The sequence below is a fragment of the Streptomyces sp. NPDC055239 genome (assembly GCF_053606205.1).
The window spans coordinates 847,231-869,214 of record NZ_JBSGRD010000001.1 but is presented as its reverse complement, the minus strand read 5'-3'; the positions used below and the strand labels follow the sequence as shown (position 1 = coordinate 869,214).

Sequence of the window (21,984 nt, the reverse complement as noted above, 5' to 3'; positions counted from 1 at the left end):
CCATGACATCGGCACTGGGTCTTATCGAAGGCCGGGGGACTCCCACTCCCACTCCCACTCCAGCATCAATCCAGCACAGAACGGATGAGCAGGGATGAGGGCAGGTGACGACGGGTCAGAAACTCCAGCACGGACACAGATGCGGGTCAGGCCCGACACATGCCGGACCGGGAAGTAGGCGAAGCCCGCCCCTGGCGGTCTCGCCCAGCCTCCGGGACCTTGCTCAATTCACGATCGGTGTGCGATCTTAAATCTATTCGGTTCATGGAAACGTTTCCACAAGGAGGTGGGGCGGATGGCCACGATCAAGGACGTCGCCGCACGAGCGGGGGTCGCGCTCGGTACCGCGTCCCGGGTTCTCAGCGGCAGCAGTCAGACCTCGGCCGACTCACGCTCCCGGGTGCTCGCCGCCGCGTCGGAGCTCGGGTACATCGCCAACGGCCCCGCCCGTTCCCTGCGGCGCGCCCGCACCGAGGTGCTTGGGCTGCTCGTCTCGGACATCCGCAACCCGTTCTTCTCCGAGCTGGCGCACGCCGCCGAGCAGGAGGCACGCCGCCACGGATACACCGTGCTGCTTGCCAACGCGAACGAGGACGCCGAACAGGCCGACGCCTACCTCCAGACCTTCGCCTCGCAGCGCATCGACGGCCTGCTGTTCTCACCGCAGAGCAGCGTCTCGCCACAGCTCGCGGCCACGCTCGCGTCCGGACTGCCGCTCGTGTTCCTCAACCGCAGCATCGAAGGCGTCGACGCCCCGCTGTACGGCACGGACAACGCGCAGGGCGTGGAGCAGGTGCTCGCCTGGCTGCAGCGCCGGGGCCACCGTGACGTCGCCTTCATCGGCGGCCCGGACACGATCTCCACCGGCGCCGAGCGCCGCGCCGCCTACCTCGCCGGGCGCGAGGCGCACGGCATCAGCACCGACGACGGGCTGCTCGACGCGGGTGACTTCCTGGCGGGCGGGGCGGCCGAGGCCATGGGGCGCATCCTCGATCGCGGCGTCCCCTTCACGGCCGTGTTCGGCGCGAACGGTCCGACCACTCTGGGAGCGGTGCGCGCGCTGCGCGAGCGGCTCGGCGCAGAACAGGCAGCCCGCATCGAGATCGTCTCCTTCGACGACCTGGACTGGTTCGAGTTCGCGTCGCCGCCCATCAGCGCGGTCCGCAACGTCGCGTCCTCGATCGGCCGACTCGGTGTACGAGGACTCGTCGACCTCATCGCAGGCCGCCCCGCACCCGGGCAACGCATCCCCACCACCTTCACCGACCGGTCCTTGCCGGACACCCGATGAGCAGCCAGTACGCCGTCGACGCCACCGTCACCGCCGCCGAAGACGCCGACTCCCCCAGCCGTCCGCCCCACCTAGGCGAAGCTGATCTCCTCGCCCACCATCCCGGCATCTTCACTGCTGGGGTCACCTCATGCGGTACCCGGCGCCGAGCACGCGACCCCCGTCAAGGCCATCGTCCGCGCTTACGCCGTCGCACGCCCTGCGGCCAACGGCTGCACACCGCACTCATCGCCGCTCCCCCACCCGACCGAGCACTGCAACGTCCGTCCCCTGCCTGGCGAAACCGCAGTGCGCACTCCCTGAAAGGAACAGCCGATGAAGGTCGCCCTCGGCGCAGACCACGCCGGATACGCGCTCAAGGACACCGTCCGTCAGGCCATTGAGGCTCTCGGACATGAGGTGATCGACTGCGGCACGCACAGCAGCGCCCCTGTCGACTTCCCGGACATCACCCGCACCACCTGCGAGGCAGTACTCTCCGGCTCCGCCGATCGGGCCGTGCTCGTCTGCGGCACCGGCCAGGGCGCCGTCATGGCCGCCAACAAACTCCCCGGCGTCCGCTGCGGCCTCGCCCACGAGCCCTACTCCGCGCACCAGGCCGTCGAGCACGACGACGCCAACGCCATCGCCATGGGCGCCTGGCTCGTCCCGCACGCGCTCGTGCCCGACATCATCCGTGAGTTCCTCGGTGCCGTCTTCGACGACGACGAGGAGACCCGCCGCCGGGTGGCCAAACTGAACGCACTCGACGCCCTGGCCCCGGCGGCCCCTGCCCCGGCCCCCTGACAAGCCACCCACGCCCCCTCCACACACCTTCCCCTTGGGCGGATGAGCTCTCCCTTCCGCTGACACCGAACGCCTCACCCACGGACGACCGCGCCGGGTGCTTCCTCGGCATGCCGCAAAACACCCGGCCAACAGGCACGGCCCTCCGCTCCCCTCCCCTCGTACGCCCCCTCCTCCTCACTGCGCAGACGCCGGAGTCGATCCGGCGCCCTTTCAAGGAGAACTCCCATGTCCACCAGCGTCCCTGCCGGACGACGGAGCGTGCTCGGCTCCAAGGACCGCGTCAAGACCGCGATCGCCGCGGCCTTCGGCACGAGCGTCGAGAACTACGACTTCATCGCGTACGGCACCGCCTCCGCGCTCTACTTCGGAGCGGTCTTCTTCCCCGAGAGCGACCGGTTCGTCGGCACCCTGCTCTCCTTCGCCACCCTCGCGGTCGGCTTCGTCATGCGCCCGCTCGGCGGCGCCGTCGGCGGCTACTTCGCCGACAAGTACGGCCGCAAACCCGTCCTCGTCGCGGCAATGGTCGTCATGGGCGCCGCCACCTTCCTCATCGGCGTGCTTCCGACCTACGGACAGGCCGGTGTCCTCGCACCGATCCTGCTCGTGGCCATCCGCATGATCCAGGGCCTCGCGTTCGGGGCCGAGTGGGGCGGGGCCATCACCATGGCCTACGAGCACGCGCCATGGCACCGCCGCGGCATGTTCGCCGCGATCCCCCAAGCAGGCAACCCCCTGGGCATCGCCCTGGCCAGCGGCGTGTTCGCGTGGAGCTCCACCCTGGAGGGCGACTGGCAGTGGAGGACCCCCTTCCTGCTCAGCGCCGTCATGGTGATCGCCGCACTGATCGCGCGCTCCCGGCTCTCCGAATCCCCCGAATTCCAGGAAGCCAAGGCCAGCGGCAACACCGAGAAGAATCCGTTCATCGCCACTCTCGCCGACGACTGGCGCGGCATCCTGCGCGTCATCGCCCTGCGCGTCGTCGAGTCCTTCGCCTACTACTCCACCGCCACCTACCTGCTCAGCTACATCACCGAACGCCACCCCGACCTCAGGCCCGTCGCCCTCGGCGCGATCACCGCCGCCAGCCTCCTCGCCATCGTGGTCACCTTCCTCGCCGGGGCGCTCACCGACCGCATCGGACGCCGCCCCATCTACATAGCGGCCTGTACGGCGGCGATCCTCTTCGCCTTCCCGATGTACCTGCTCGCCAACACGGCCCAACCCGCCCTGGTGATTGCGGTGTTCATCATCGGCATCGGCCTCATCCACGCATCACTCACCGGAACCCAGGGCTCTCTGCTCACCGAGCAGTTCCGCACCGCGACCCGCACCTCAGGTGCCTCGCTCGGCTACCAAGTCGCCGCGGCCATCGGCGGCTTCGCCCCGCTGCTCGCCGCCGCTCTGGTCGGTTCTTTCGGCTGGCCGGGCGCCGCGCTGCTCTACCTCGTCGCGGCCGTGATCGGCCTCGGCGGCATCCTCGTGACCAAGGAGACCTGGGGGCGCGATGAGCGGGAGCGTGTCCTCGGCCTCGTCGCAGAGGAAAGGCGTACTCAGACCGCTTCAGAGGCACCGGCGAGCAGCGTCCCACCGCTCCCGTCCGAGTCTCGGTGAACTCTGCCCTCATGGTCGACCGCGCGATTCCGGCCGTGCTTCGCGGTCAGAGACGGTGCAGCGTGAACCAGAACGTCGGGACCGGGTTCGTACCGGGCGTCACGTCGGTCAGCCTCCACCCGGTGAACCTGGAGCGGAGTTCGTCGGCGGTGACGCCGGAGATCGGGTCGTCGAACGCTTCAGGGCCGTAGCCGAACATCAGCAGTCGTGCGCCGGGGGTGGCACGCTTCGTAAGACCTACGGCGTAGTCGTCGCGGCGGTGCGGTGGAATTCCGCAGTAGCAGCTGAGGTCGAAGAACAGGTCGTACGGGCCGTGCACGCCCAGCTCGTCGAGTCGGGTGGCGTCCCCGCACAGCACCGTGACGTCCGCTCCGGCCTCGGCTGCCTTCTCCCTCGCCTGCCGGACCGCACGGTCGACCAGGTCGACGGCCACCACGCGCCAGCCGTGCCGGGACAGGTACACCGCGTTGGTCCCGGTGCCGCAGCCCAGTTCGAGGACATGGCCCGGCGTCAGCGCGCCGGGCCCCTCCACCAGGGTCACGAGCTCGGGCGGCGTGATGCCGCTGTCCCACGGCGGCTTGCCCTCCCGGTAGAAGTCCTCCAACGCGCGGCGCACGGACGCCTCTTGCTCGAGTTCCGCATCCGATCGAGTCTCGCTCATCGCTACTCCTCCACATTATTAGAGTCGAACTCTAGTGACTGACTCTAGAGATAGACTCCCGCCATGGATGCGGTCAAGGGTTCCCACGGACACAGCGCCAAGCGCCCCGACAAACGGGCCGAGCGCTCGCGGCGCACCCGCGAGAAGATCGTCGCTGCGGCGTGGGACCTGTTCGTCGCGCAGGGGTACGGAGCGACAAGCCTTCAGGAGGTCGCGGACCGCGCGGGCGTCGCCGTCCAGACCGTGTACTTCGTGTTCCGCAACAAGCGCGCCCTGTTCAAGGACGTCGTCGACACCGCCATCGCGGGCGACGTCGAGCCAGTCGCCACGATGGACCGCGACTGGTTCCGCGCCGCGTGCGCCGAGCCCACCGCGGCCGGGCAACTACGCGCTCACGTGCGGGGTGTGGGCGACATCCTCGGCCGTGTCGCCCCGATCATGCCCCTGATCGCGGCTGCGGCGGCCACGGATCCGGAGATCGCCGCGCAGTGGCCTGCCGACCCCGACCCGCGCTACACCGTCCAGCACGCCGCAGCGAAGGCACTGACCCGCAAGCCCGACGCCCGCTCCGACGTCGATACCACCCGCGCCGCCGACCTCCTGTACGGGCTGCTCAGCCCGGAGTTGTACCTGGTCTTCGTCCGCGACCGGGGCTGGTCCCCGGAGGCCTGGGAGGAGTGGGCCCGCACGGCTCTGACTGCTCACCTCTGCACTGATCACCCCTGCACTGATCACCTCAGCACTGATCACGAGTAGGCCACCGCCCCTCGACCAGATTGGCGCGTTCGAGGAGTTGACGCGCCTTCACCAAGTGCATAAGAACTCTCCTTACAACGATGTAAGAGCGCGTCGGCAGATTCGCCTCTCTGTAAGGAACAGCGAGCACTCCACGTGCTCCAGCACCTCCGTTCCGCCGTCCTGCGGCCACCCGGCCGTGTCCTGCGACACGAGGAGCTCCGATGCACCACCAGTCCACTCGCCTCAGATCGACGCGCCCCGCGCGTCCGCCGTCGGTATCGCGACCGGGCCACACCCTCGGCATCCTGCTCAGCGTCCTCACCCTGCTCCTTTGCGGCGCCACCGCCCTGGCGCCCGCGGCCCAGGCTGCGGCCCCCACCGACTGGACCCCCAAACCGGCGCCGATGACGACGCCGTGGACCGACAAGGTCTCCCGGGACAATCCACTGCCGGAGTATCCGCGACCGCAGCTCACCCGCCCCGACTGGGCCAATCTCAACGGCATCTGGGACTTCGCCGTCACCTCGGCGAACGCCGGACAGCCGGCCTCCTTCACCGAGCAGATCCGGGTCCCGTTCGTCGCGGAGTCCGCGCTCTCCGGCATCCAGCGCAAGATCACCCAGAACGACAAGCTCTGGTACAAGCGCACGTTCACCGTGCCGTCGAACTGGAACGGGCGCCGCGTCCAGCTCAACTTCGGTGCCAGTGACTGGCGTACGACGGTGTGGGTGAACGGACAGCAGGCGGGCGCCGCCCACAGCGGTGGCTACGACGCCTTCGGCTACGACATCACGCCCCTGCTCAACGGCGGCACCAACACCATCGTGGTCTCGGTGTACGACCCGACCCAGACCGGCGGCCAGGCCGTGGGCAAGCAGCGCATCAACGACGTCACTCCGCATCCCGGCGGCGGCATCTTCTACACCGCCGCCTCCGGCATCTGGCAGACCGTGTGGCTGGAGCCCACGGCCCCGGCCCACATCACCCGCCTCGACACGGCGGCGAACCTGTCCGACTCGACGCTGCGGGTCACCGTCCGGGGCGACGGGATCAGCGGCCAGAGCGCACGCGTCACGGTCAGCTCCGGCGGCACCACGGTGGGCACGGCGACCGGCGCGGTCGGCGCGCAGCTGACGGTCCGCGTCACCAACCCGCATCTATGGTCACCGGACGACCCGTTCCTCTACGACGTCAAGGCCGACCTCGTCTCCGGATCCACGGTGTCCGACTCCGTCGGCAGCTACGCCGGTATGCGGTCGATCTCGCGCGGCACGGTCGACGGCAAGCAACGGCTGTTGCTCAACGGCAAGTTCGTGTTCCAGAGCGGCACCCTGGACCAGGGGTACTGGCCGGACGGCATCTACACCGCGCCCACCGACGACGCCCTCAAGTACGACCTGCAGAAGCACAAGGACCTCGGCTTCAACATGGTCCGCAAGCACATCAAGGTGGAGCCGCAGCGCTGGTTCTACTGGGCCGACCGGCTCGGCCTCCTCGTATGGCAGGACATGCCCGCGATGGACACCCGCACGCCGGACTCGGCCGCCCGCACCCAGTGGGAGGCGGAGTTCGACCAGATCATCGACGAGCACCGCAGCTCCCCGTCGCTCGTGATGTGGGTGAACCAGAACGAGGGCTGGGGCCAGTACGACCAGGCCCGCATCGCCGACAAGGTGAAGACTGCCGACCCCTCGCGCCTGGTCGACAACATGAGCGGTATCAACTGCTGCGGCTCGGTCGACGGCGGCAACGGCGACGTGATCGACAACCACGTCTACGTGGGCCCTGGGGTGACCAGACCGTCCTCGACCCGGGCCGCCGTCCTGGGCGAGTTCGGCGGCCTCGGGCTGCGGGTGCCGGGCCACGAGTGGTCGCCGGGCAACGGCTTCTCGTACGAGGATCAAGCCGACGCCGCCCATCTGAACAACCGCTTCATCGGCCTGATCGACGCGCTGCGCCTGCAGCAGATGCCGACCGGCCTGTCGGCGTCGGTCTACACCGAGATCACCGATGTCGAGAACGAGGTCAACGGTCTGCTGACGTACGACCGCCAGGTGGTCAAGGTCGACGCGACGCGGGTCAAGGCGGCGAACCAGGCCCTGATCAATGCCTCGAAGAGCCCGACGGCGCCGACAACCCTGCCCACCGGCCTCAAGTCGCTGCGGGTCACCACCCCCGGCTACACCGACCGCCATCTCCGGCACAAGGACGCCCTCGCGTACACGGAGGTCGTGAACAGCGGCAGCAGCGACCTGCTGAAGAACGACGCCACCTGGCGGATCGTGCCCGGTCTCGCCGACAGCTCCTGCTACTCCTTCGAGTCCCGCAACTACCCCGGCGAGTACCTGCGCCACCGCGAGTTCCGGGTGCACCGGGAGGCCGGTGACGGCTCGGCGCTGTTCCGCGCGGACGCCACGTTCTGCGCGGTGCCGGGGCAGGGCGGTGTCCGTCTGACGGCCCAGAACTACCCGGGTCAGTATCTGCGCCACTACAACTCCGAGGTGTACCTCGCCGTCCCCGGCGGGTCCCGCGCCGCGGACAGTCCGAGCAACTTCGCCGAAGACACGACCTGGGCCGTGGAGGCACCCTGGGCGCCCTGATCCCGGTCCTTCGGGGAGCGTGGGACTCGCGCCCTCTGCACCTCTGCCGAGGTGCGAGAAGTCGTGGACGACTGGCTCACAGCAGGTCCCGCGGGGTTCCGCGGACGCACCGCCTGTCTGCGGCCCGAGGCGACAGCCTCGGGCCGTCCAGCAGCGGTGTGGCGTCAGCCCTTGCGGCTGTCGAACCGCGCCTCAGTGGTCAGCAACGTACTGAGATCGGCGCCCGGCGCGTACTCCACAGGCTCGGCACCGGCGGTGAACAGCCGTGCCCCCGCCGCGATTCCGCCGAGCGTCAGCGCGTCACCGTCCCGACGGAGCCAGGTGCCCTCGCGCATTCCGAGGACGGGCACGTCGTTCTCCTCCAGGAACTGCGTCAGCCGCTCCTCCCGGGTCTCGCCCATGTGCGTCCCGGCGGGGTCGGGGTCAAGGTAGTGCGGGTTGATCTGGAAGGGGACAAGGCCGAGCGAGGCGAAGGACGCGGGCTCGACGATCGGCATGTCATTGGTCGTACGCAGCGTCGGGCAGGCCATGTTGGTGCCCGCGCTGGACCCCATGTAGGGCGCGCCCGCGCGCACCCGCCGCGCGATCGCGTCCACAAGGCCGCCGCGTTGGAGCGCGGAGAGCAGCCGGAAGCTGTTGCCCCCGCCGATGAAGATCGCCTGGGCCTGCGCAGCGGCCGTGCGCGGGTCGTCCGCCGTGTGTATGCCGCGTACCCGCAGGCCGATCTCCGTCATGAAGGCGGCGACCTTCGCGGTGTAGCCGTCGTGGTCGGCCAGAGCGTACGGAACGAACAACAGCTCCTGGACGCCGGTCAGATGATCCGCGATGACGTCACGAGCGTGTTCGAGGTACGCGTGCTCCGGCGCGGCGGAGTTGGACAGCAGAAGCAACTTCATGGGCGGTTCAGCCTTTCCGGGGGGATGTGCGAGGGGCCGGCGGGGTGGTGCCGGGGCGGCGGCCCCGCATCTGGCGCGGTGTGAGCAACTCACCGAGGGACTCCCCGATGGAGCGCAGAGGGACGAGCAACTCCTCCCTCCTGTCGTCGAGTTGCTCGTGCGGTCCGACGAGCGTGAGCGAACCGACCGGCTGCGAGCGCACCATCACCGGCACCGCGAGGCCGGCCGTCGCCGGGTCGTACTCACCCTGCGAGTAGGCGAAGCCGTCCGAGGGCACCCGGCACATCAGCGCCTCCAGTTCCGCCGGGTCCGTCACGGTCAGTTCGCTGAAGCTGGCCATGGGCCGCCCGTAGAGCAGCGCGGCGCGCGTCCCGGGCGCGAGCATCCCGAAGTACGCGCGCGAGGTGGCGCCCGCGTGCCCCGGATACAGCTCGCCTGTCAGCCGGTAGGCGCGAAGCGGCCCGGAGGTGCCGTCGGCCGATTCGACGCAGCGCAGATGCGTCCCGTCCGGTACGGCGAACAGGGCGGTCACCCCACTTGCCGCCGCCAACTGGCGCAGAGCGGGCCTGACGAGGCCGGCCATCCCGCTGTGCCGCTCCCAGGCGGTGGCCATGTGCCAGACGGCGGGGCCAAGGCGGTAGCGGCGGGTCACGGAGTCGGACACCAGGAAGTCGCGGTGCGCGAGGGAGGCCAGCAGCCGCTGGGCCACCGACTTGTCCCAGCCGAACTCCGCCGCCAGGTCGGTCACGCCCCACTCCTCCCTGTCGTGGGAGAAGGCGAGCAGGACCAGCAGCGCTCGGTCCGCGGTCTGAAGTGGTGCTCCTCGATCGGTGGTCACCACCGCACCCTACCCATGCGGATTCCCATATTGGATCCGGTATCTCGCATATAGGGAAACAGTTGCGCTCTGAAGGGCCTGGAGAGAGCGTGTGCGGATCCGCATCACATCGAGAGGCACCGCTTCTCAGCACCTCAGCTCAGTTCAGCACCACCACGCACGCACAGCGCCACTACGCACAGCGCCACTACGCACCAGGGAGCCACCGTGCTCAAGCACGTACTCGACGTCATCGAACTCCTCGACCGCCCCCAGGCCGACGGACACACGCTCGCCGCCCATCTGCGGGGCGTGCTCGACCGCGCGGCGAAGGAGGCGGACCACCCCGCGCCCGCCACCGTGTTCGAACAGGTCGAGGTGTCGGTTACCCGTGTGGAGGGCCCCAAGGGCGGCACCGACTTCGTCAAGGTCGTCGTTCCCGGCAGCGACGGCGCCCGCTCCGGTGGCGGCGCCCCCACCCTCGGCATCCTCGGCCGCCTCGGCGGCGTCGGTGCCCGCCCCGAGCGCACCGGCATCGTCTCCGACGCGGACGGAGCCGTCGCCGCCCTCTCAGCCGCCGCCAAGCTCCTCGACATGTACGGGCGCGGCGACGTGCTCCAGGGGGACGTGATCCTCAGCACCCACGTCTGCCCGGACGCGCCGACCCGGCCGCACGACCCGGTACCGTTCATGGACTCGCCGGTCTCGACCCTTGACTGCAACCGCCAGGAGATCGACGAGGCCATGGACGCCGTCGTCTCCATCGACACCACCAAGGGCAACCGGCTGCTCAACCACCGGGGCGTGGCCCTGTCGCCGACGGTCAAGGAGGGATGGATCCTGCGGGTCAGCGACGACCTGCTCGACGTCCTGGAGACCGTCACTGGCGAGGCCGCACACGTGCTGCCCATCACCACGCAGGACATCACCCCCTACGGCAACGGGGTGCACCACATCAACTCGATCATGCAGCCCTGCGTGGCCACCTCCGCTCCCGTCGTGGGCCTCGCGCTGACGGCCCAGTCCGCCGTCGCTGGCTGCGCCACGGGCGCCAGCCACGAGAGCGACATCGCTGCGGCAGGCCGCTTCGCCGTCGAGGCTGCCAAGGAGTACGGACGGGGAGTCGCCCGTTTCCACGACCCGGAGGAGTACGAGCGCCTCGTAGCCCTGTACGGCCCGATGACGCGCCTTCAGTCGACCGTCGGAATCACCGAGGGCTGAGACGTCCCCGCCGACAAGGCCTAGGTCCCACCTGAGCACGGAGCCCCCATGAGCAACACATCACCTCCGGCGGCACAAGCCGCGCAGGCCCGGTCACATCCCAGAGCCCTGGAACCCGTCACGCTGATCGTGACGGTGCTCCTCAGCGTGCTCGGCGCGGTCATCGGCCTGGTGCTGATCACCACTCTGGGCATCGCGCCCAACACCTCGGTGATCGGCGCGCTGATCGCCATGCTCATCGGGCGCATCCCCTTCGCCGCGTTGGCCAGAATGCGCGATCCGCACCGGCAGAACCTTGTCCAGTCCGCGATCTCCGGCTCCACGTTCGCCGCCGCGAACTCCCTGGTCACGCCGATCGCCGTGCCGTTCCTGCTCGGCAAGCCCGGCCTCGTGTGGCCGATGCTCGGCGGCGCGGTCATCGGTCTTGCCGTCGACAGCTGGGTCCTCTACCGGGTCTTCGACTCGAGGCTGCTCCCCGCATCGGCGGCCTGGCCCGCCGGCATCGCGGCGGCCGAGACGATCAAAGCGGGCGACGAGGGTGGCCGCAAGGCCAAGCTGCTGGGGATCAGCGCGGTCGTCGGCGTCGTCGGCTCCCTCTTCAAGCTGCCGATGAGCGCGGCGGGCGTCGCCTTCCTCGGCAACATCTGGGCGCTGCTGATGTTCGGCGTCGGTCTGCTGGTCGCGCAGTACGCGCCGAGCCTCCTCCACGTCGACCTGGGTGCGAACTACGTGACGCACGGAGTCATGATCGGAGCCGGTCTCGTCGCACTGGTGCAGGCGGTGCTCATGATGCGGGACCGCAAGTCGCGCTCCCGGGCAGCGGCACCGCAGCGCCCCCCGGTGGGGGCGGACGCCTTCGACGAGGAGACCCGTACGGTCGACGGGAGCCGTCTGCGGCGCGGACTCCTGGAGGGCCTCGTCCTGTTCCTGGTGGGCGCCCTGCTCGTCGCCCTGATGGGAGGTGTCGCCGCCGACATGGGCGGATGGGGCCTCGTGGGATGGGTGCTCCTTGCCGGCGCCGCCGCGCTCGTCCACCAGCTCATCGTGGGCCTTGCCGCGATGCACTCGGGCTGGTTCCCCGCGTTCGCGGTCACGCTGATCTTCCTGATCCTGGGGCTCGTCCTCGGCATCCCGATGGTGCCGCTCGCCCTGCTGGTGGGGTACGCCGCCTCCACGGGACCGGCCTTCGCGGACGTCGGCTTCGACTTCAAGGCAGGGTGGCTGCTGCGTAAGGGGGCCCTGCCGTGGCACCCGTACGAAATGGCGGGACGGCGCCAGCAGTACATCGCGCAGCTCGTCGGGTTCGCCGTCGCCATCGTGGTCGTCATGATCGCCTGGAAGCCGTTCTTCTCGGACGGCCGGGTGCCGCCCGTCGCTCAGGTGTACGTCGACACGATCAAGGCGGGCCTGACCGACACCCACGCGCTGACGATGATGGCGCTGTGGGCGATCCCCGGCGCGTTGATCCAGTTCTTCGGCGGCTCGTCCCGCCAGATGGGCGTGCTCCTGGCGACCGGCCTGCTCGTCGCCACCCCACAGGCGGGGTGGCTGGTGCTGGGTGCTCTCGCCGTCCGGGTCGCGTACTCCCGCTGGAAGGCACGCGGCAACGAGGACCCGTCGGCGAAGGCGAGCACGCAGCCCGACGCGGACAACGACCTTGCCCTGGTCGGCGCCGGCCTGGTGGCGGGCAGTTCCCTGAACGACGTGAGCCAGATCTACAAGGTTCTGTGAGACAAGGAGACGGTGAAGGCATGGGGACGACGGGCACGGAGACGACGGGGATGGGGACGACGGGGATGGGGACGACGGGGCTCGGAATGGTGACCATCGGTCAGGCTCCCAGGGCCGACCTGGCCGGGGACGTCGAGCCGTGGCTGGGCGGCCTGGAACGGTACGAGCACGGTGCTCTCGACGATGACGTGTTCGAGGGCGGGGCAGGGAACGCGACGCGCGACGCGCTGGCCCCCGAACCGGGTGAAGCACCGCTCATCTCACGGCTGCGAGACGGCACCTCCGTCCTGCTGGGCCACCGCGCGCTGGCCCCACGCATGCGGGACGCCGTCGCACGGTGCGAGGCGGACGGCGCGGCGGTGACGCTGCTGCTGTGTACGGGCAATTTCCCGCCCGTACCCGCGCGCCGCCCCCTCCTGTACGCCGAACCCCTCGTCCAGCAGGGCGTGCGTGCCCTCACCGGTGACGATCCCGTCGGCATCGTGTGCCCGCTGGCCGCCCAGCGGGAGGACGTGGAGCGACGCTGGTCGGTACTGCTGCCGGGCCGCGTGCGCGCCGAGCCGGGCGACCCGTACGCACCGGACGCGCACGCACAGGCAGCGTCGGCGGCCCGCCGCCTCGCCGAGGCCGGCAGCCGCTGGGTCGTCCTGGACTGCGTCGGCTACACGGAGTCGATGCGCCGCGCGGCGGCCGAGGCGGCGGGCCGTCCGGTCCTGCTGGCCCGCGCCCTCGCGATCCGGTTGGCGGCCGAGGCCGCCCACGGAGCGGCGTCCGTGGGAACAGCCCCGCGGGACTGAGCCCATGCCCGTTCGGTCATGCCGGGTCGCCTCGATCGTGTCGGTCCGGCGCGCGTCCAGATCGCCAGCCACCGGGGTAATGCCCCGGTCGGCGAGCGTGGTCGCGGCGGTGTCGGTGCGGGACAGACCCGTGACGGTGTGCCCGGCCCTGACCAGGTGCCGGGCGAGGGCGTCGGCGAACAGGACGGCGCCGTTGACGTGGGAACTGGCAGGGCCGACCAGGCACGAGACGATCTCAGCGATCTCGCCGGGGTCACCGGCACGGCCGCGTGCGTTTGGTCTTGTCGTTCAGCAGTTGCCACTTGTCAGCAATCTTCCGGTTTGGGCCGGGCGTCGGTTCCGTGTCAGCCGCGCTAGTGCGGATTCCCCAGGAAGGGGAAGTCCGTGCGAAGGTCGGTGTGAGGCCGCAGCCCGTCGTGGGGCACAGCGCCGTTGCTCAGCTGGGCGATCCCCAAGTTGATGACGTCGTCGGTGAGGTTACGGCCGTTGGGGAATCCTTCGGCGCTGGCGCAGTCATACGTCAGAAGGTCGGGGAGCAAGCTTTCCGCGAGTGCGTTGGCCCGGTCCTTGGGGTGGCCCGCGTGCTCGAAGACGTGCGCGAACTTGTCGAGGAAGCCCTCGCGATCGTGGGACGGCTCCTGTTGGTTCCAGACTCGCTTGTCGTCGTCATCCTGATTGAAGTTGTTGTCGATCCCGGGCCGCCCTGCCCGGTCGCCCTGGACCAGTCGGCCATCGTGCGGGACCAGGACTCGGGCCCAGACACCCACCTGCCGGTTCGGGCCGAGCGCGCTGTTCGGGACTTCCAGCACGATGCCGAACACGTTCTTGTCGGCGAAGAAGTCCTTGCCGGTCCACTGGAATTTACTGTTCGCACCGACCGGGTCGGCGAAGAAGGGGTCGCTGCGGAGCCCGGCGAAGAACCTGAAGTCGCCGGCCGCCGTGATCCGCGGCTCGGCGCCGAAGGTGACTGGTGCATCGAGAAGGATCGTGTCTCCCGCATCGAGGCTGGCCGCAGCCTCCCGGCCGGTCGCCAATTGCACACTTGCGGTCTGTGCGTGCTCCTGTACGCGTGAGAAGCGTATGCGGAAGGCGATGTCGGTGACCGCGTCGGCGTCGGTGTCCACGCCGAGCTCGTAGACCGACTCGTGGTCGACGGCGTCGTCGGTGATCGGCGAGGTCGGATTGACATTGATCACCAGGATCGTTCTGCTCGCATCGCCTGGCTTCTGAAATACGTAGAGGTCGGTGATGTGACTCCTGGGGTCCATGCTCGTGGGGCTGATGCCCAGGCCGGAGACGTGGTGTGCCATTTCGCGACTCCCATCAGGTGGCTGTACTGACCGAATTGCGCGGCGATGCGGTGGAGCCTTGGCGGTTCGTCGCGGGAATCGCAGCGTCTCGGCATTGCCCTCCCACCCGGGACGATCGCCCATTGCCGACCTATGTGCAGGTCATCGCATCCCTCATGGCTCAAGGAACGTCGAGAGCAACGATCTGCCTGTCGCCAGCGGCTGTATATCCGTCATCCGGCGTATTCGCGGTGGTCGGAGCTGCGCCGGGCCGGCCGTTGACGGCGCAGTGTCCGGCGGGTGCCAAGGGTCCCGAACCACTCCCCCGGCAGTCAGGACATCCCTGCCAAGCGCCCGCAGCACAGCCGACGATTCCCGGTTGGGGTAACCAGCGATCCTGACGACCATGGAAGCGCTGCTCCACCACGCCCATCACGAGCCTTGCCGTCCTCACCCTGCACCTCGCGCAGGCGGGAAAGGCTCAATGTGAGGCCGTCGAGAGACGTCAGTACAGGCTGCGGTGGAGTTCGGGTGGCCCGCCCCTGGTGTAGCGCAGGGAGAGCGGGGCGCTGCCGTCGATGTCGGTGATTCCCAGGTGCGCGCCCAGTTCAGCTCCGATCAGCGCCCTGCCGGAGAGCTGCATGAGATCGTCGGCCGCGTAGAGGGCCGCTACCACCCGGCCGGTGAACTGCGGGGATTCGCGCCTGCCGGGCGGTCTGGCCTCAGCGGGCAGCGCTGCGAAGTGCGCTCGCGCGCGCTCGGTGTCCAGGCCGCCCATCCAGATCGAGACAGCGGCGACGTTATGGGGGCGCAGGTCCTTGGCCATGTCGGCGGCCATCTTGTCGGCACCGGCCTTCTGGGCGCCGTAGGCGGGTCCCAGGTGATAGGACACAGCACCGTAATGCCCTGTATTGACGATCAGTCCGCGGCCGTTGGCGATGAGCAGGGGTGCGGCATGGAAGCTTGCGACATAGTGCGAGCGCAGGCCGACCGTGAGGAGATCGGCCGCATCCAGCGACTGTTCCCAGAACCTCCCGGCGGGAGCGGCGTTGACCACCTGGGCCGCGTTGTTGACCAGGATGTCCAGGCGGCCGTGATCGCGCCCTACCCGGGCGAACAGTTCCGCCACGGCTTCATCGTCGGAGTGGTCGACGGCCACAGCGACGCCTTTGCCGCCCGCTTCGTCGATGAGAGCAGCGGTCTCCGCGATCGTGCCGCCGTAGGGCGAGTCGGACGATCGGCGGCTGCGTCCCGTCACGTAGACCGTCGCACCCGACTGTCCGAGTGCGAGGGCGATGCCCTTGCCTGCTCCTCGGCTGGCTCCGGTGACCACCGCCACGTGCGGTCCGATGATCGACGCTGACATGGCTGACCTCATTAAGTTAGACGTAGGTCGAACACCGATAACTGTACGATGTCTATCGAACATGTCAAACAGAGGAAGGGGCCGCCATGACCGAGCCGGTCGCGCGCCGCACCAGAAGCCTGGTTCATGCCGACCCGACAGAGGTGAGCCTGCAGGACGCACTCGACGCCCTCTCCGACCCGGTACGCCGCTCGATCCTGCGCGCATGCGCCGGTGAACCGGACTTCAGCCGGGCGTGCGGAACATTCGACCTACCGGTTTCGAAAGCGACCGCAAGCCACCACTTCGCTGTACTACGCGCCGCCGGGCTTCTGGAACAGGTGGACAAGGGGGCGCGCAGACTCAACCGGCTTCGTCGGCCCGAGTTCGACGCACGGTTTCCTGGTCTGCTGGCGCTCGTCCTCGCAGAAAGCGCGCCGCCCCGGTCACCTCAGGGCTGAGAGAATCTCAGCTCGGCGGCGCGCCGGCCCAGTTCGTGGCGGGCCAGCGAAGCGGTGGGAAGCCTGCGCGAACTCGGCAGGTCGTCCAGGGAGATGTCGTAGCAGCCGCCGTGCTTCGCCGTGTGGCCGCAGGGGATGACGGTGACGTCGAGGCCGAACGCAGCCGCGGCGTCGAAGGCTCGGATGCGTTCGGCGTTGGACCCGGGCGAAGATCACCCACCGCGGAGACCGGACCGAGACGCATACGACGACCTCATCGCCCTGAGCCACGACACCGCCTCCCACACCAACCGCCTGTGGGCGCACCCCAACAACGGCTACGGATTCGCGTGCACCAAGTTCGTGGAGAGCGGTCACTCCCCGACGCGTACATCGCCGGGCGTCCGAGAATCGCGACGCGACGAACGGCAGGCCGGCGAGCGCGACTTGGTCGCCACCCGGCCCGGCATCGCTCGCCGCGTCGTCGGGAGCCCCCGTCTCGTGAGACATGCGAACCGCGAAGGACACGCAGGAGATCGCCCGCGCCCTCACGCCCGCGCCCTCACTCGGCCTTCCTGAACAGCTCCGACATCCGGTCCCCCTCCTCATGGCCGAGCAGCCCCGCCGAGTCCGCCCCGATCAGGCCGACCCGCCCGGCCAGTTCCCGGCCGTGGACGTCGACGGCGGCCTCGATGAGCCCGGCGAGCGCTTCCAGGGCGCCGCGGGCGCGGGAGCGGGCGACCGCCGCGCAGCCGACAGCGACCAGCGCGGCCGGCCACCACCAGCAGGCGAGCAGGGCGTAGCCCACGGCCCAGGCGGCGAGGCGGGCGGCGGCGCTGAAGGAGTCGTGCGCCGACTGGATGTGGCGTACGGCGGGTTCGGGGAGGATCAGCCACAAGCGGGGCCAGAGGGCGGCGAGGTCCACGCCGTAGGCGGCCTCTACGCGGTCTGCCGTCGCCTGCATGCGGTCGCCGTACCAGGTGGGGCGGGTGGGCTTGCGCAGCGCTACGCGGTTGCGGGCATCGGTGAGGGCCTGGATCTGCGCGAAGGTCGTGGCCGGGGTCGGCACCGCGTCGCCGTCCTCGGCATCGGTGCGAGTGACGGGATAGGCCGCATCGAGCTCCTGCTCCCTGCGCCCCCACTTCCGCCTGCGCCGGTCGACGAGAGCGTGCGACAGCGGATCGCGGGCGAAGCGCAGCCAGTACTGCTCGATCACGCCGCCGAGGAACTGCGCGGCGAGTGAGGCCGCGGTCGCGGTGAGCAGGACGAGGGCGACCAGGAGTGCGGCGGTCCCGGTGCGGTCGAGGGCGGGGCGGGTGGCAAGGTCGTCCAGGGTGGTGCGCAGCCGGTCGATGTCGTTCCAGTGGCGGTGGCCCAGGGTGGTGCCGACGGCCGTGGCGGCGAGGAAGAGGGCGCCGGGGAGAACCAGCAGGTTCAGCCAGCGTTCGGTGAGTTTGCCGCCCAGGGTGGCGAGGAGAGGGTTCATGCGGGCGGGGTCACCGTGCGGGTCCAAGGCGGCTCTTGCGCATGCGGGTGTCGTTGACGGCGCAGTGCGGGGCAGGGAGCAGGTCGCGGGCCCGTTCGACGCGGGCGCACTGGGCCGGTCCCGGGCATACGGCCACCTTGATGTGGGGTGTGATGCCGGGGGCTTCCCCGCCCCTGGAGTCGCTGACAAGGCCGCGTGCGTCCCCGGTCTGGCGCAGCAGCATGTCCAGGGCACCGAAGCAGGCGGCGAGTTCGTCGGAGTCCGCGCCTGACCGCAGCAAGTCCCGTGCCCGCTCGGCCGTCTCCCGGACCCCGGGCTGACGCAAGTCCTCCGGCGAGCCGAGCAGCGCGCACAGCGCCGCTGCCGCACCGCGGTCGGGTCGGGGGAAGTCGGGAGATGCGGTCATGGTCCAAGTGTGCCGTAGATCAGGCAGAGTTAAGGGGGAGTTGACACGCCGTCGGAGTAGACGGCCGGGGGGGAGCGAAGTCGTGAGGTACGACCGGGAGTGGTTCCTCGATGCGGTTCGCGTGCGTCTCGACCGGGCCGAGACGGCGGACGGGAGTGTGGACGCGGACGTGGTGTTCGGCCCCTTCGCGGATGCCGAACTCCGGGGACTGCTGAGGACCTGCGACACGAGGACCGACATGGAGGCCCGGCACGCGGCAGGCTGGTTCTGCGTCGCCCGCGCGATGGCCGCCCCGGGGGATGGCGGCGCCGTCCACGGGTGCATGGCCGGGACGCTGCTCTACCCGGTGTGGGTCGCCGACCCGGGTCTTGTACCGCCGGAGTTGGCGGCGAGTTACGCGTCCAACGATCCCGTCGTGCACCCCGACCCGGCGGACGCGGACGGCCCGCACGAGTGGGCGGCCCAGGTCGCCGCGTTCGAGATCGTCGTGGAGGGGCGGCAGCACAACCCGCCGCCGGACGCCTCCGAGGCCGTGCGCCGGCTCCACGAGTTGGCCGTGGCGCTGGCCGCCATGCCGCTCTCGCACGAGGTCCGGCTCGCGACCGTGATCGGGCTCGGCAGCCTCGCTGTCCTCGCGACACCGGAGTACGACCCCCGGTTCCCGGACCGGCTCAGAGGCGTGGCCGGCATCGTGCCCCTCACGGGGGCGACCTGGCCGTTCGGGGACCTGGCGGACGGGGATCCGGTCCGGTTCGTCCACGATGCTCTCAAGCGGATCCCGGCCGACTCCCCCGAACGGCCCCTCGTACTCCTAGGTCTGGGCCGCCAGCTCCTCAACCGCTACTTGGACTCGCACGATGCCGAGGACCTGCACGAGGCGGTGGGCATCGCGCGGGACGTACTGGCCCAACTGCCGCCCAGTGACCCGCATCTGCCCCACTGCCTCAGCGCCCTGGGAGCGGCGCTTGTGCTGTTGCGGCAGGTGGAGGGGGCGACGCCAGAGGAGTGCGACGAGGCGGTGGCCGTGTGCCGCCAGGCTGTCGCCGGCCATCCGAAGGGGCCCGCGGCGGCGGGCCACGACCTGGGCATGGCGCTCGTCCTCAGGGTGCACCACACCGGCCGCGTGGCGGATCTGGACGAGGCGATCGCCGTGTTCACCGAGGCCCTGCGGGCGGCAAGGGATCCGGGCGAGTCAGCCTCCCTGCGCAACGCACTGGGCAACGCTCTGCGCGCCCGCTCCGTCGCGACCGGCTCCCAGGCCGATCTGGACGGGGCGCTCGATCTCCATGACCGCTCCCTGGCCTCCGAGGAGACGGCGGACGGCCCGCGACTGCCGCTCATCGCTCCCGCGATGGCCCTGTACCACCGCTACCTGCGCGACCCGAAGGCGAACGGGGCGGATCTGGACGAGGCGGTGCGACAGCTGCGGCACGCCGAGGCGCTCATGCCGCCGGGCCACCCGGACCGTCCCGCAGCGCTCAACAACATGGGTCTGGTGCTGATCGCCTGCCATCAACGCTCGGGAACGCCGGAGGAGTTGAACGGGGCAGTGCTGGCTCATCGGGAGTCGGTGGCACTCACCCGGGAGGGGCACGGCTCGCTCGGACTGCGGCTCCTCAACCTCGGTGCCGCGTTGAGTCTGCGGCACCTGCTGACCGAGGACGGCGACGACCTGCGCGAGTCCCAGGAGTGCCGACGGCGGGCGTTCGATCTTCCCGGCATGGGCCCGGCGCACCGGGCGGCGCTGCTGAGCTCGACCGGGCTCAGCCTCATCGCGGGCTTCGAGCGTGTTCCCGACCCCGTGGCCCGACTCGACGAGGCGGTACGGCTCCTGAGGGAGGCGCTCGCCCTCACCCCGGAGGGCGACCCGATGCTGCCCCGGCGCCGCCACAACCTCGCCGCCGCCCTGATGATCCGCGTCTCGAAGACGATGCGGATCGACGAGGCGCGCGAGGCCCGCGAGCTGACCGCCGCGGTGATCGCGGAGCTGCCTCCGAACTCCCCCTACCTGCCCGGTGCCCTCACGGTGGCCGCGGGCGCACGGCTCCTGAGCCCCCGTACCCTGCTGTCGTCGGGCGGCCGGGACGAGGTGGTCGCGCTGTACCGCCGGGCGGTCGAGGCCACTCCGCCCGGCCACTCCACACGCACGCAGCGCCTGTCGAACCTCGGCGGCGCCCTGCGCGACCTGGGGCCCCGCCGCCGTCGCCGCCGGGCCGACCTGGTCGAAGCGGCCGAGCGGTTCCGGCAAGCGGCCCTGGAGCAGCAGTGCGCGCCCGTCCTGCGCCTGGACGCGGCTCGGTCCTGGGGCGAGGTCCGAGCGGAGCTGGGTGACTGGGGCGGTGCCCTGGACGGCTATGTCGTGGCGGTCGACCTGCTGCACTCTGTCGCGCCCCGCCATCTCGTCCGCGACGACCAGGAGTTCCTGCTGAGCCGCACCGTCGGCCTTGGCGCCGCCGCCGCTGCCTGCGCGGTGCGCTGCGGTCGGCCCGGGCTCGCGGTCGGACTGCTCGAACAGGCGAGGGGCGTGATCCTCTCCCACGCCTTCGACGCCGACAGCGATCTGACGCGGCTCCGGGAGAGCGCCCCCGGCCTGGCCGACCGCTTCGAGGAGCTCCGGGAGGCCCTCGACACGGCGACCGACAGCCAGGGGTTCGTGGCGGAGGAACCGTCCGGCCCCGTCGACGCCCGCGCCGATGTACGGCAGCGACTGGCCGCCGAGTGGCGGGACCTCACCGCCCGGATCCGCGCCGAGCACCCCGGCCTCGGCCTGCTGCGTCCGGTGCGGGACTGGGACGAGGACGAACTGCGCGCCACGGCCGCGGCGGGCCCGGTGGTCCTGGTCAATATCTCCCCGTACGGCAGCGACGCCCTGGTCGTCGCCGAGCACTCCATCGACGCCGTTCCGCTCCCCGGCCTCGATCCACGGACGACGGCAGCACGTCGGCAGACCTTCCAGGACGCGCTGATCCGCATCGAGGCACCCGGGACCTCCCGCAAGCAGTCGCAGCGCGCGCAGCAGGACGTACGGGAAACCCTCGCCTGGCTGTGGCAGGCGGTGACCGGCCCGGTCCTCGACCGCCTCCCCGCGGCAACCCGCGTGTGGTGGTCGCCCGGCGGCCTCCTCGGCACCCTGCCGCTGCACGCGGCGGCGCCCGCGGGCGGCGCTCCGGGCGCCCTGGACCGGGTGGTCTCCTCGTACACGCCGACCCTGCGCGCCCTGCACCACGCCCGCCGACGCGCCGCCCGCCCGGCGGGCACCGGAACCCTCGTCGTCAGCGTCGCGCAGGCCACCGGCCAGGCCCCGCTCCCCGGCGCACGCCGCGAGGCCGACCACCTGGCCCGCCTGCTCCCCCGGGCCACGCTGCTCGCGGACGCATCCGCCACACACTCCGCGGTCGTCTCGGCCCTGCACCGCCACGACTACGCCCACTTCGCCTGCCATGCCCTGGGCGACCTGGAACGCGCCTCAGGCAGCCGGCTCGTCCTGCACGACCACACCGAACGCCCGCTGACCGTCCGCGACCTGGCCCGGCTGCGGCTGCCGTCGGTCCGGCTCGCCTACCTGTCCGCCTGTGACACCCTGCGCACCAGCCCCGAACTCGCCGACGAGGCCGTCCACATCGTCAGCGCCTTCCAGATGGCCGGCTTCCCCCATGTCGTCGGCTCTCTGTGGCACGTCGACGACGTGATCGGGGCGGAAGTCGCGCTCCGTGTGTACGGCACCCTGAACAGCGGCGACGGCACACTGGACGTCGCCCGCACGGCCGAGGCCCTGCACCGCGCCGTACGCACCCTGCGCGACACCTATCCCCAGACGCCGAGCCTGTGGGCCTGCCAGGTACACGCGGGGCCCTGATGACTCGCCA

At 70.5% G+C, this 21,984-nt stretch carries 17 protein-coding genes; 10 read left to right on the top strand and 7 right to left on the bottom strand.

Features of this window, described 5'->3' with window-relative positions:
- Nucleotides 1-295 precede the first annotated feature (295 nt).
- The 3 genes from ACWFRJ_RS03550 (at nucleotide 296) to ACWFRJ_RS03540 (ending at nucleotide 3,691) form a co-directional block, all read left to right on the top strand.
- Entirely contained in the window at nucleotides 296-1,291 is a 996-nt protein-coding gene (locus ACWFRJ_RS03550) for a LacI family DNA-binding transcriptional regulator (protein WP_453524521.1), read from the top strand.
- Between the two features lie 315 nt (nucleotides 1,292-1,606).
- Nucleotides 1,607-2,077, top strand: a complete 471-nt coding sequence (locus ACWFRJ_RS03545; RefSeq protein WP_453524520.1) for an RpiB/LacA/LacB family sugar-phosphate isomerase — start codon at nucleotides 1,607-1,609, stop codon at nucleotides 2,075-2,077.
- A gap of 228 nt (nucleotides 2,078-2,305) precedes the next feature.
- Nucleotides 2,306-3,691, top strand: a complete 1,386-nt coding sequence (locus ACWFRJ_RS03540) for an MFS transporter (RefSeq protein ID WP_453524519.1) — start codon at nucleotides 2,306-2,308, stop codon at nucleotides 3,689-3,691.
- A 46-nt stretch (nucleotides 3,692-3,737) separates the two neighbouring features.
- Here the strand turns inward: ACWFRJ_RS03540 and ACWFRJ_RS03535 are convergent, their stop codons facing one another.
- A complete protein-coding gene (locus ACWFRJ_RS03535; protein ID WP_453524518.1) occupies nucleotides 3,738-4,352 on the bottom strand; it encodes a class I SAM-dependent methyltransferase in 615 nt (204 codons plus the stop codon).
- Between the two features lie 63 nt (nucleotides 4,353-4,415).
- Between ACWFRJ_RS03535 and ACWFRJ_RS03530 the strand changes: the two genes are divergently transcribed.
- Together ACWFRJ_RS03530 and ACWFRJ_RS03525 are read left to right on the top strand one after the other, a co-directional pair.
- The gene (locus ACWFRJ_RS03530) at nucleotides 4,416-5,108 is read left to right on the top strand and encodes a TetR/AcrR family transcriptional regulator (protein ID WP_453524517.1); all 693 of its coding nucleotides are present in this window, start codon (nucleotides 4,416-4,418) and stop codon (nucleotides 5,106-5,108) included.
- A 203-nt stretch (nucleotides 5,109-5,311) separates the two neighbouring features.
- Nucleotides 5,312-7,690, top strand: a complete 2,379-nt coding sequence (locus tag ACWFRJ_RS03525) for an AbfB domain-containing protein (RefSeq protein WP_453524516.1) — start codon at nucleotides 5,312-5,314, stop codon at nucleotides 7,688-7,690.
- A 164-nt stretch (nucleotides 7,691-7,854) separates the two neighbouring features.
- Here ACWFRJ_RS03525 and pepE read toward each other — a convergent pair whose 3' ends face one another.
- Nucleotides 7,855-8,586, bottom strand: a complete 732-nt coding sequence (gene pepE, locus ACWFRJ_RS03520) for a dipeptidase PepE (RefSeq protein ID WP_453524515.1) — start codon at nucleotides 8,584-8,586, stop codon at nucleotides 7,855-7,857.
- Between the two features lie 7 nt (nucleotides 8,587-8,593).
- Nucleotides 8,594-9,424 (bottom strand): IclR family transcriptional regulator, encoded by an 831-nt coding sequence (locus ACWFRJ_RS03515; protein WP_453524514.1) that lies wholly within the window; start codon nucleotides 9,422-9,424, stop codon nucleotides 8,594-8,596.
- 207 nt (nucleotides 9,425-9,631) lie between these two features.
- On the opposite strand from ACWFRJ_RS03515, the gene ACWFRJ_RS03510 reads away from it, so the two are divergent.
- Genes ACWFRJ_RS03510 through ACWFRJ_RS03500 form a run of 3 tightly spaced genes read left to right on the top strand, consistent with a single transcriptional unit; the run spans nucleotide 9,632 to nucleotide 13,152 of the window.
- Nucleotides 9,632-10,624 carry a DUF1177 domain-containing protein gene (locus ACWFRJ_RS03510; protein WP_453524513.1) on the top strand — a complete coding sequence of 331 codons (993 nt, stop codon included), beginning with the start codon at nucleotides 9,632-9,634 and terminating at the stop codon, nucleotides 10,622-10,624.
- Between the two features lie 48 nt (nucleotides 10,625-10,672).
- Nucleotides 10,673-12,355 carry an OPT/YSL family transporter gene (locus tag ACWFRJ_RS03505; RefSeq protein ID WP_453524512.1) on the top strand — a complete coding sequence of 561 codons (1,683 nt, stop codon included), beginning with the start codon at nucleotides 10,673-10,675 and terminating at the stop codon, nucleotides 12,353-12,355.
- Nucleotides 12,356-12,375: 20 nt separating this feature from the next.
- Nucleotides 12,376-13,152, top strand: a complete 777-nt coding sequence (locus ACWFRJ_RS03500) for an AroM family protein (protein ID WP_453524511.1) — start codon at nucleotides 12,376-12,378, stop codon at nucleotides 13,150-13,152.
- Between the two features lie 353 nt (nucleotides 13,153-13,505).
- On the opposite strand, the gene ACWFRJ_RS03495 is transcribed toward ACWFRJ_RS03500, so the two are convergent.
- Both ACWFRJ_RS03495 and ACWFRJ_RS03490 read right to left on the bottom strand, forming a co-directional pair.
- The gene (locus tag ACWFRJ_RS03495) at nucleotides 13,506-14,462 is read right to left on the bottom strand and encodes a DUF4331 family protein (RefSeq protein WP_453524510.1); all 957 of its coding nucleotides are present in this window, start codon (nucleotides 14,460-14,462) and stop codon (nucleotides 13,506-13,508) included.
- 484 nt (nucleotides 14,463-14,946) lie between these two features.
- Nucleotides 14,947-15,807 (bottom strand): SDR family NAD(P)-dependent oxidoreductase, encoded by an 861-nt coding sequence (locus tag ACWFRJ_RS03490; RefSeq protein ID WP_453524509.1) that lies wholly within the window; start codon nucleotides 15,805-15,807, stop codon nucleotides 14,947-14,949.
- An 86-nt stretch (nucleotides 15,808-15,893) separates the two neighbouring features.
- Here ACWFRJ_RS03490 and ACWFRJ_RS03485 point away from each other — a divergent pair, with 86 nt between their 5' ends.
- Nucleotides 15,894-16,247 (top strand): ArsR/SmtB family transcription factor, encoded by a 354-nt coding sequence (locus ACWFRJ_RS03485; protein WP_453524508.1) that lies wholly within the window; start codon nucleotides 15,894-15,896, stop codon nucleotides 16,245-16,247.
- A gap of 541 nt (nucleotides 16,248-16,788) precedes the next feature.
- Here ACWFRJ_RS03485 and ACWFRJ_RS03480 read toward each other — a convergent pair.
- Entirely contained in the window at nucleotides 16,789-17,712 is a 924-nt protein-coding gene (locus ACWFRJ_RS03480; protein WP_453524507.1) for a hypothetical protein, read from the bottom strand.
- A 10-nt stretch (nucleotides 17,713-17,722) separates the two neighbouring features.
- The gene (locus ACWFRJ_RS03475; RefSeq protein ID WP_453524506.1) at nucleotides 17,723-18,118 is read right to left on the bottom strand and encodes a hypothetical protein; all 396 of its coding nucleotides are present in this window, start codon (nucleotides 18,116-18,118) and stop codon (nucleotides 17,723-17,725) included.
- A gap of 82 nt (nucleotides 18,119-18,200) precedes the next feature.
- Between ACWFRJ_RS03475 and ACWFRJ_RS03470 the strand changes: the two genes are divergently transcribed.
- A complete protein-coding gene (locus tag ACWFRJ_RS03470) occupies nucleotides 18,201-21,974 on the top strand; it encodes a CHAT domain-containing protein (protein ID WP_453524505.1) in 3,774 nt (1,257 codons plus the stop codon).
- Nucleotides 21,975-21,984: the final 10 nt, after the last annotated feature.

Bases quoted from the DNA above. Each gene is read 5' to 3' on its own strand.
- ACWFRJ_RS03550 (WP_453524521.1), top strand. From the start codon at position 296: ATGGCCACGATCAAGGACGTCGCCGCACGAGCGGGGGTCGCGCTCGGT.
- ACWFRJ_RS03545 (WP_453524520.1), top strand. From the start codon at position 1,607: ATGAAGGTCGCCCTCGGCGCAGACCACGCCGGATACGCGCTCAAGGAC.
- ACWFRJ_RS03540 (WP_453524519.1), top strand. From the start codon at position 2,306: ATGTCCACCAGCGTCCCTGCCGGACGACGGAGCGTGCTCGGCTCCAAG.
- ACWFRJ_RS03535 (WP_453524518.1), bottom strand. From the start codon at position 4,352: ATGAGCGAGACTCGATCGGATGCGGAACTCGAGCAAGAGGCGTCCGTG.
- ACWFRJ_RS03530 (WP_453524517.1), top strand. From the start codon at position 4,416: ATGGATGCGGTCAAGGGTTCCCACGGACACAGCGCCAAGCGCCCCGAC.
- ACWFRJ_RS03525 (WP_453524516.1), top strand. From the start codon at position 5,312: ATGCACCACCAGTCCACTCGCCTCAGATCGACGCGCCCCGCGCGTCCG.
- pepE (WP_453524515.1), bottom strand. From the start codon at position 8,586: ATGAAGTTGCTTCTGCTGTCCAACTCCGCCGCGCCGGAGCACGCGTAC.
- ACWFRJ_RS03505 (WP_453524512.1), top strand. From the start codon at position 10,673: ATGAGCAACACATCACCTCCGGCGGCACAAGCCGCGCAGGCCCGGTCA.
- ACWFRJ_RS03500 (WP_453524511.1), top strand. From the start codon at position 12,376: ATGGGGACGACGGGCACGGAGACGACGGGGATGGGGACGACGGGGATG.
- ACWFRJ_RS03495 (WP_453524510.1), bottom strand. From the start codon at position 14,462: ATGGCACACCACGTCTCCGGCCTGGGCATCAGCCCCACGAGCATGGAC.
- ACWFRJ_RS03490 (WP_453524509.1), bottom strand. From the start codon at position 15,807: ATGTCAGCGTCGATCATCGGACCGCACGTGGCGGTGGTCACCGGAGCC.
- ACWFRJ_RS03485 (WP_453524508.1), top strand. From the start codon at position 15,894: ATGACCGAGCCGGTCGCGCGCCGCACCAGAAGCCTGGTTCATGCCGAC.
- ACWFRJ_RS03480 (WP_453524507.1), bottom strand. From the start codon at position 17,712: ATGAACCCTCTCCTCGCCACCCTGGGCGGCAAACTCACCGAACGCTGG.
- ACWFRJ_RS03475 (WP_453524506.1), bottom strand. From the start codon at position 18,118: ATGACCGCATCTCCCGACTTCCCCCGACCCGACCGCGGTGCGGCAGCG.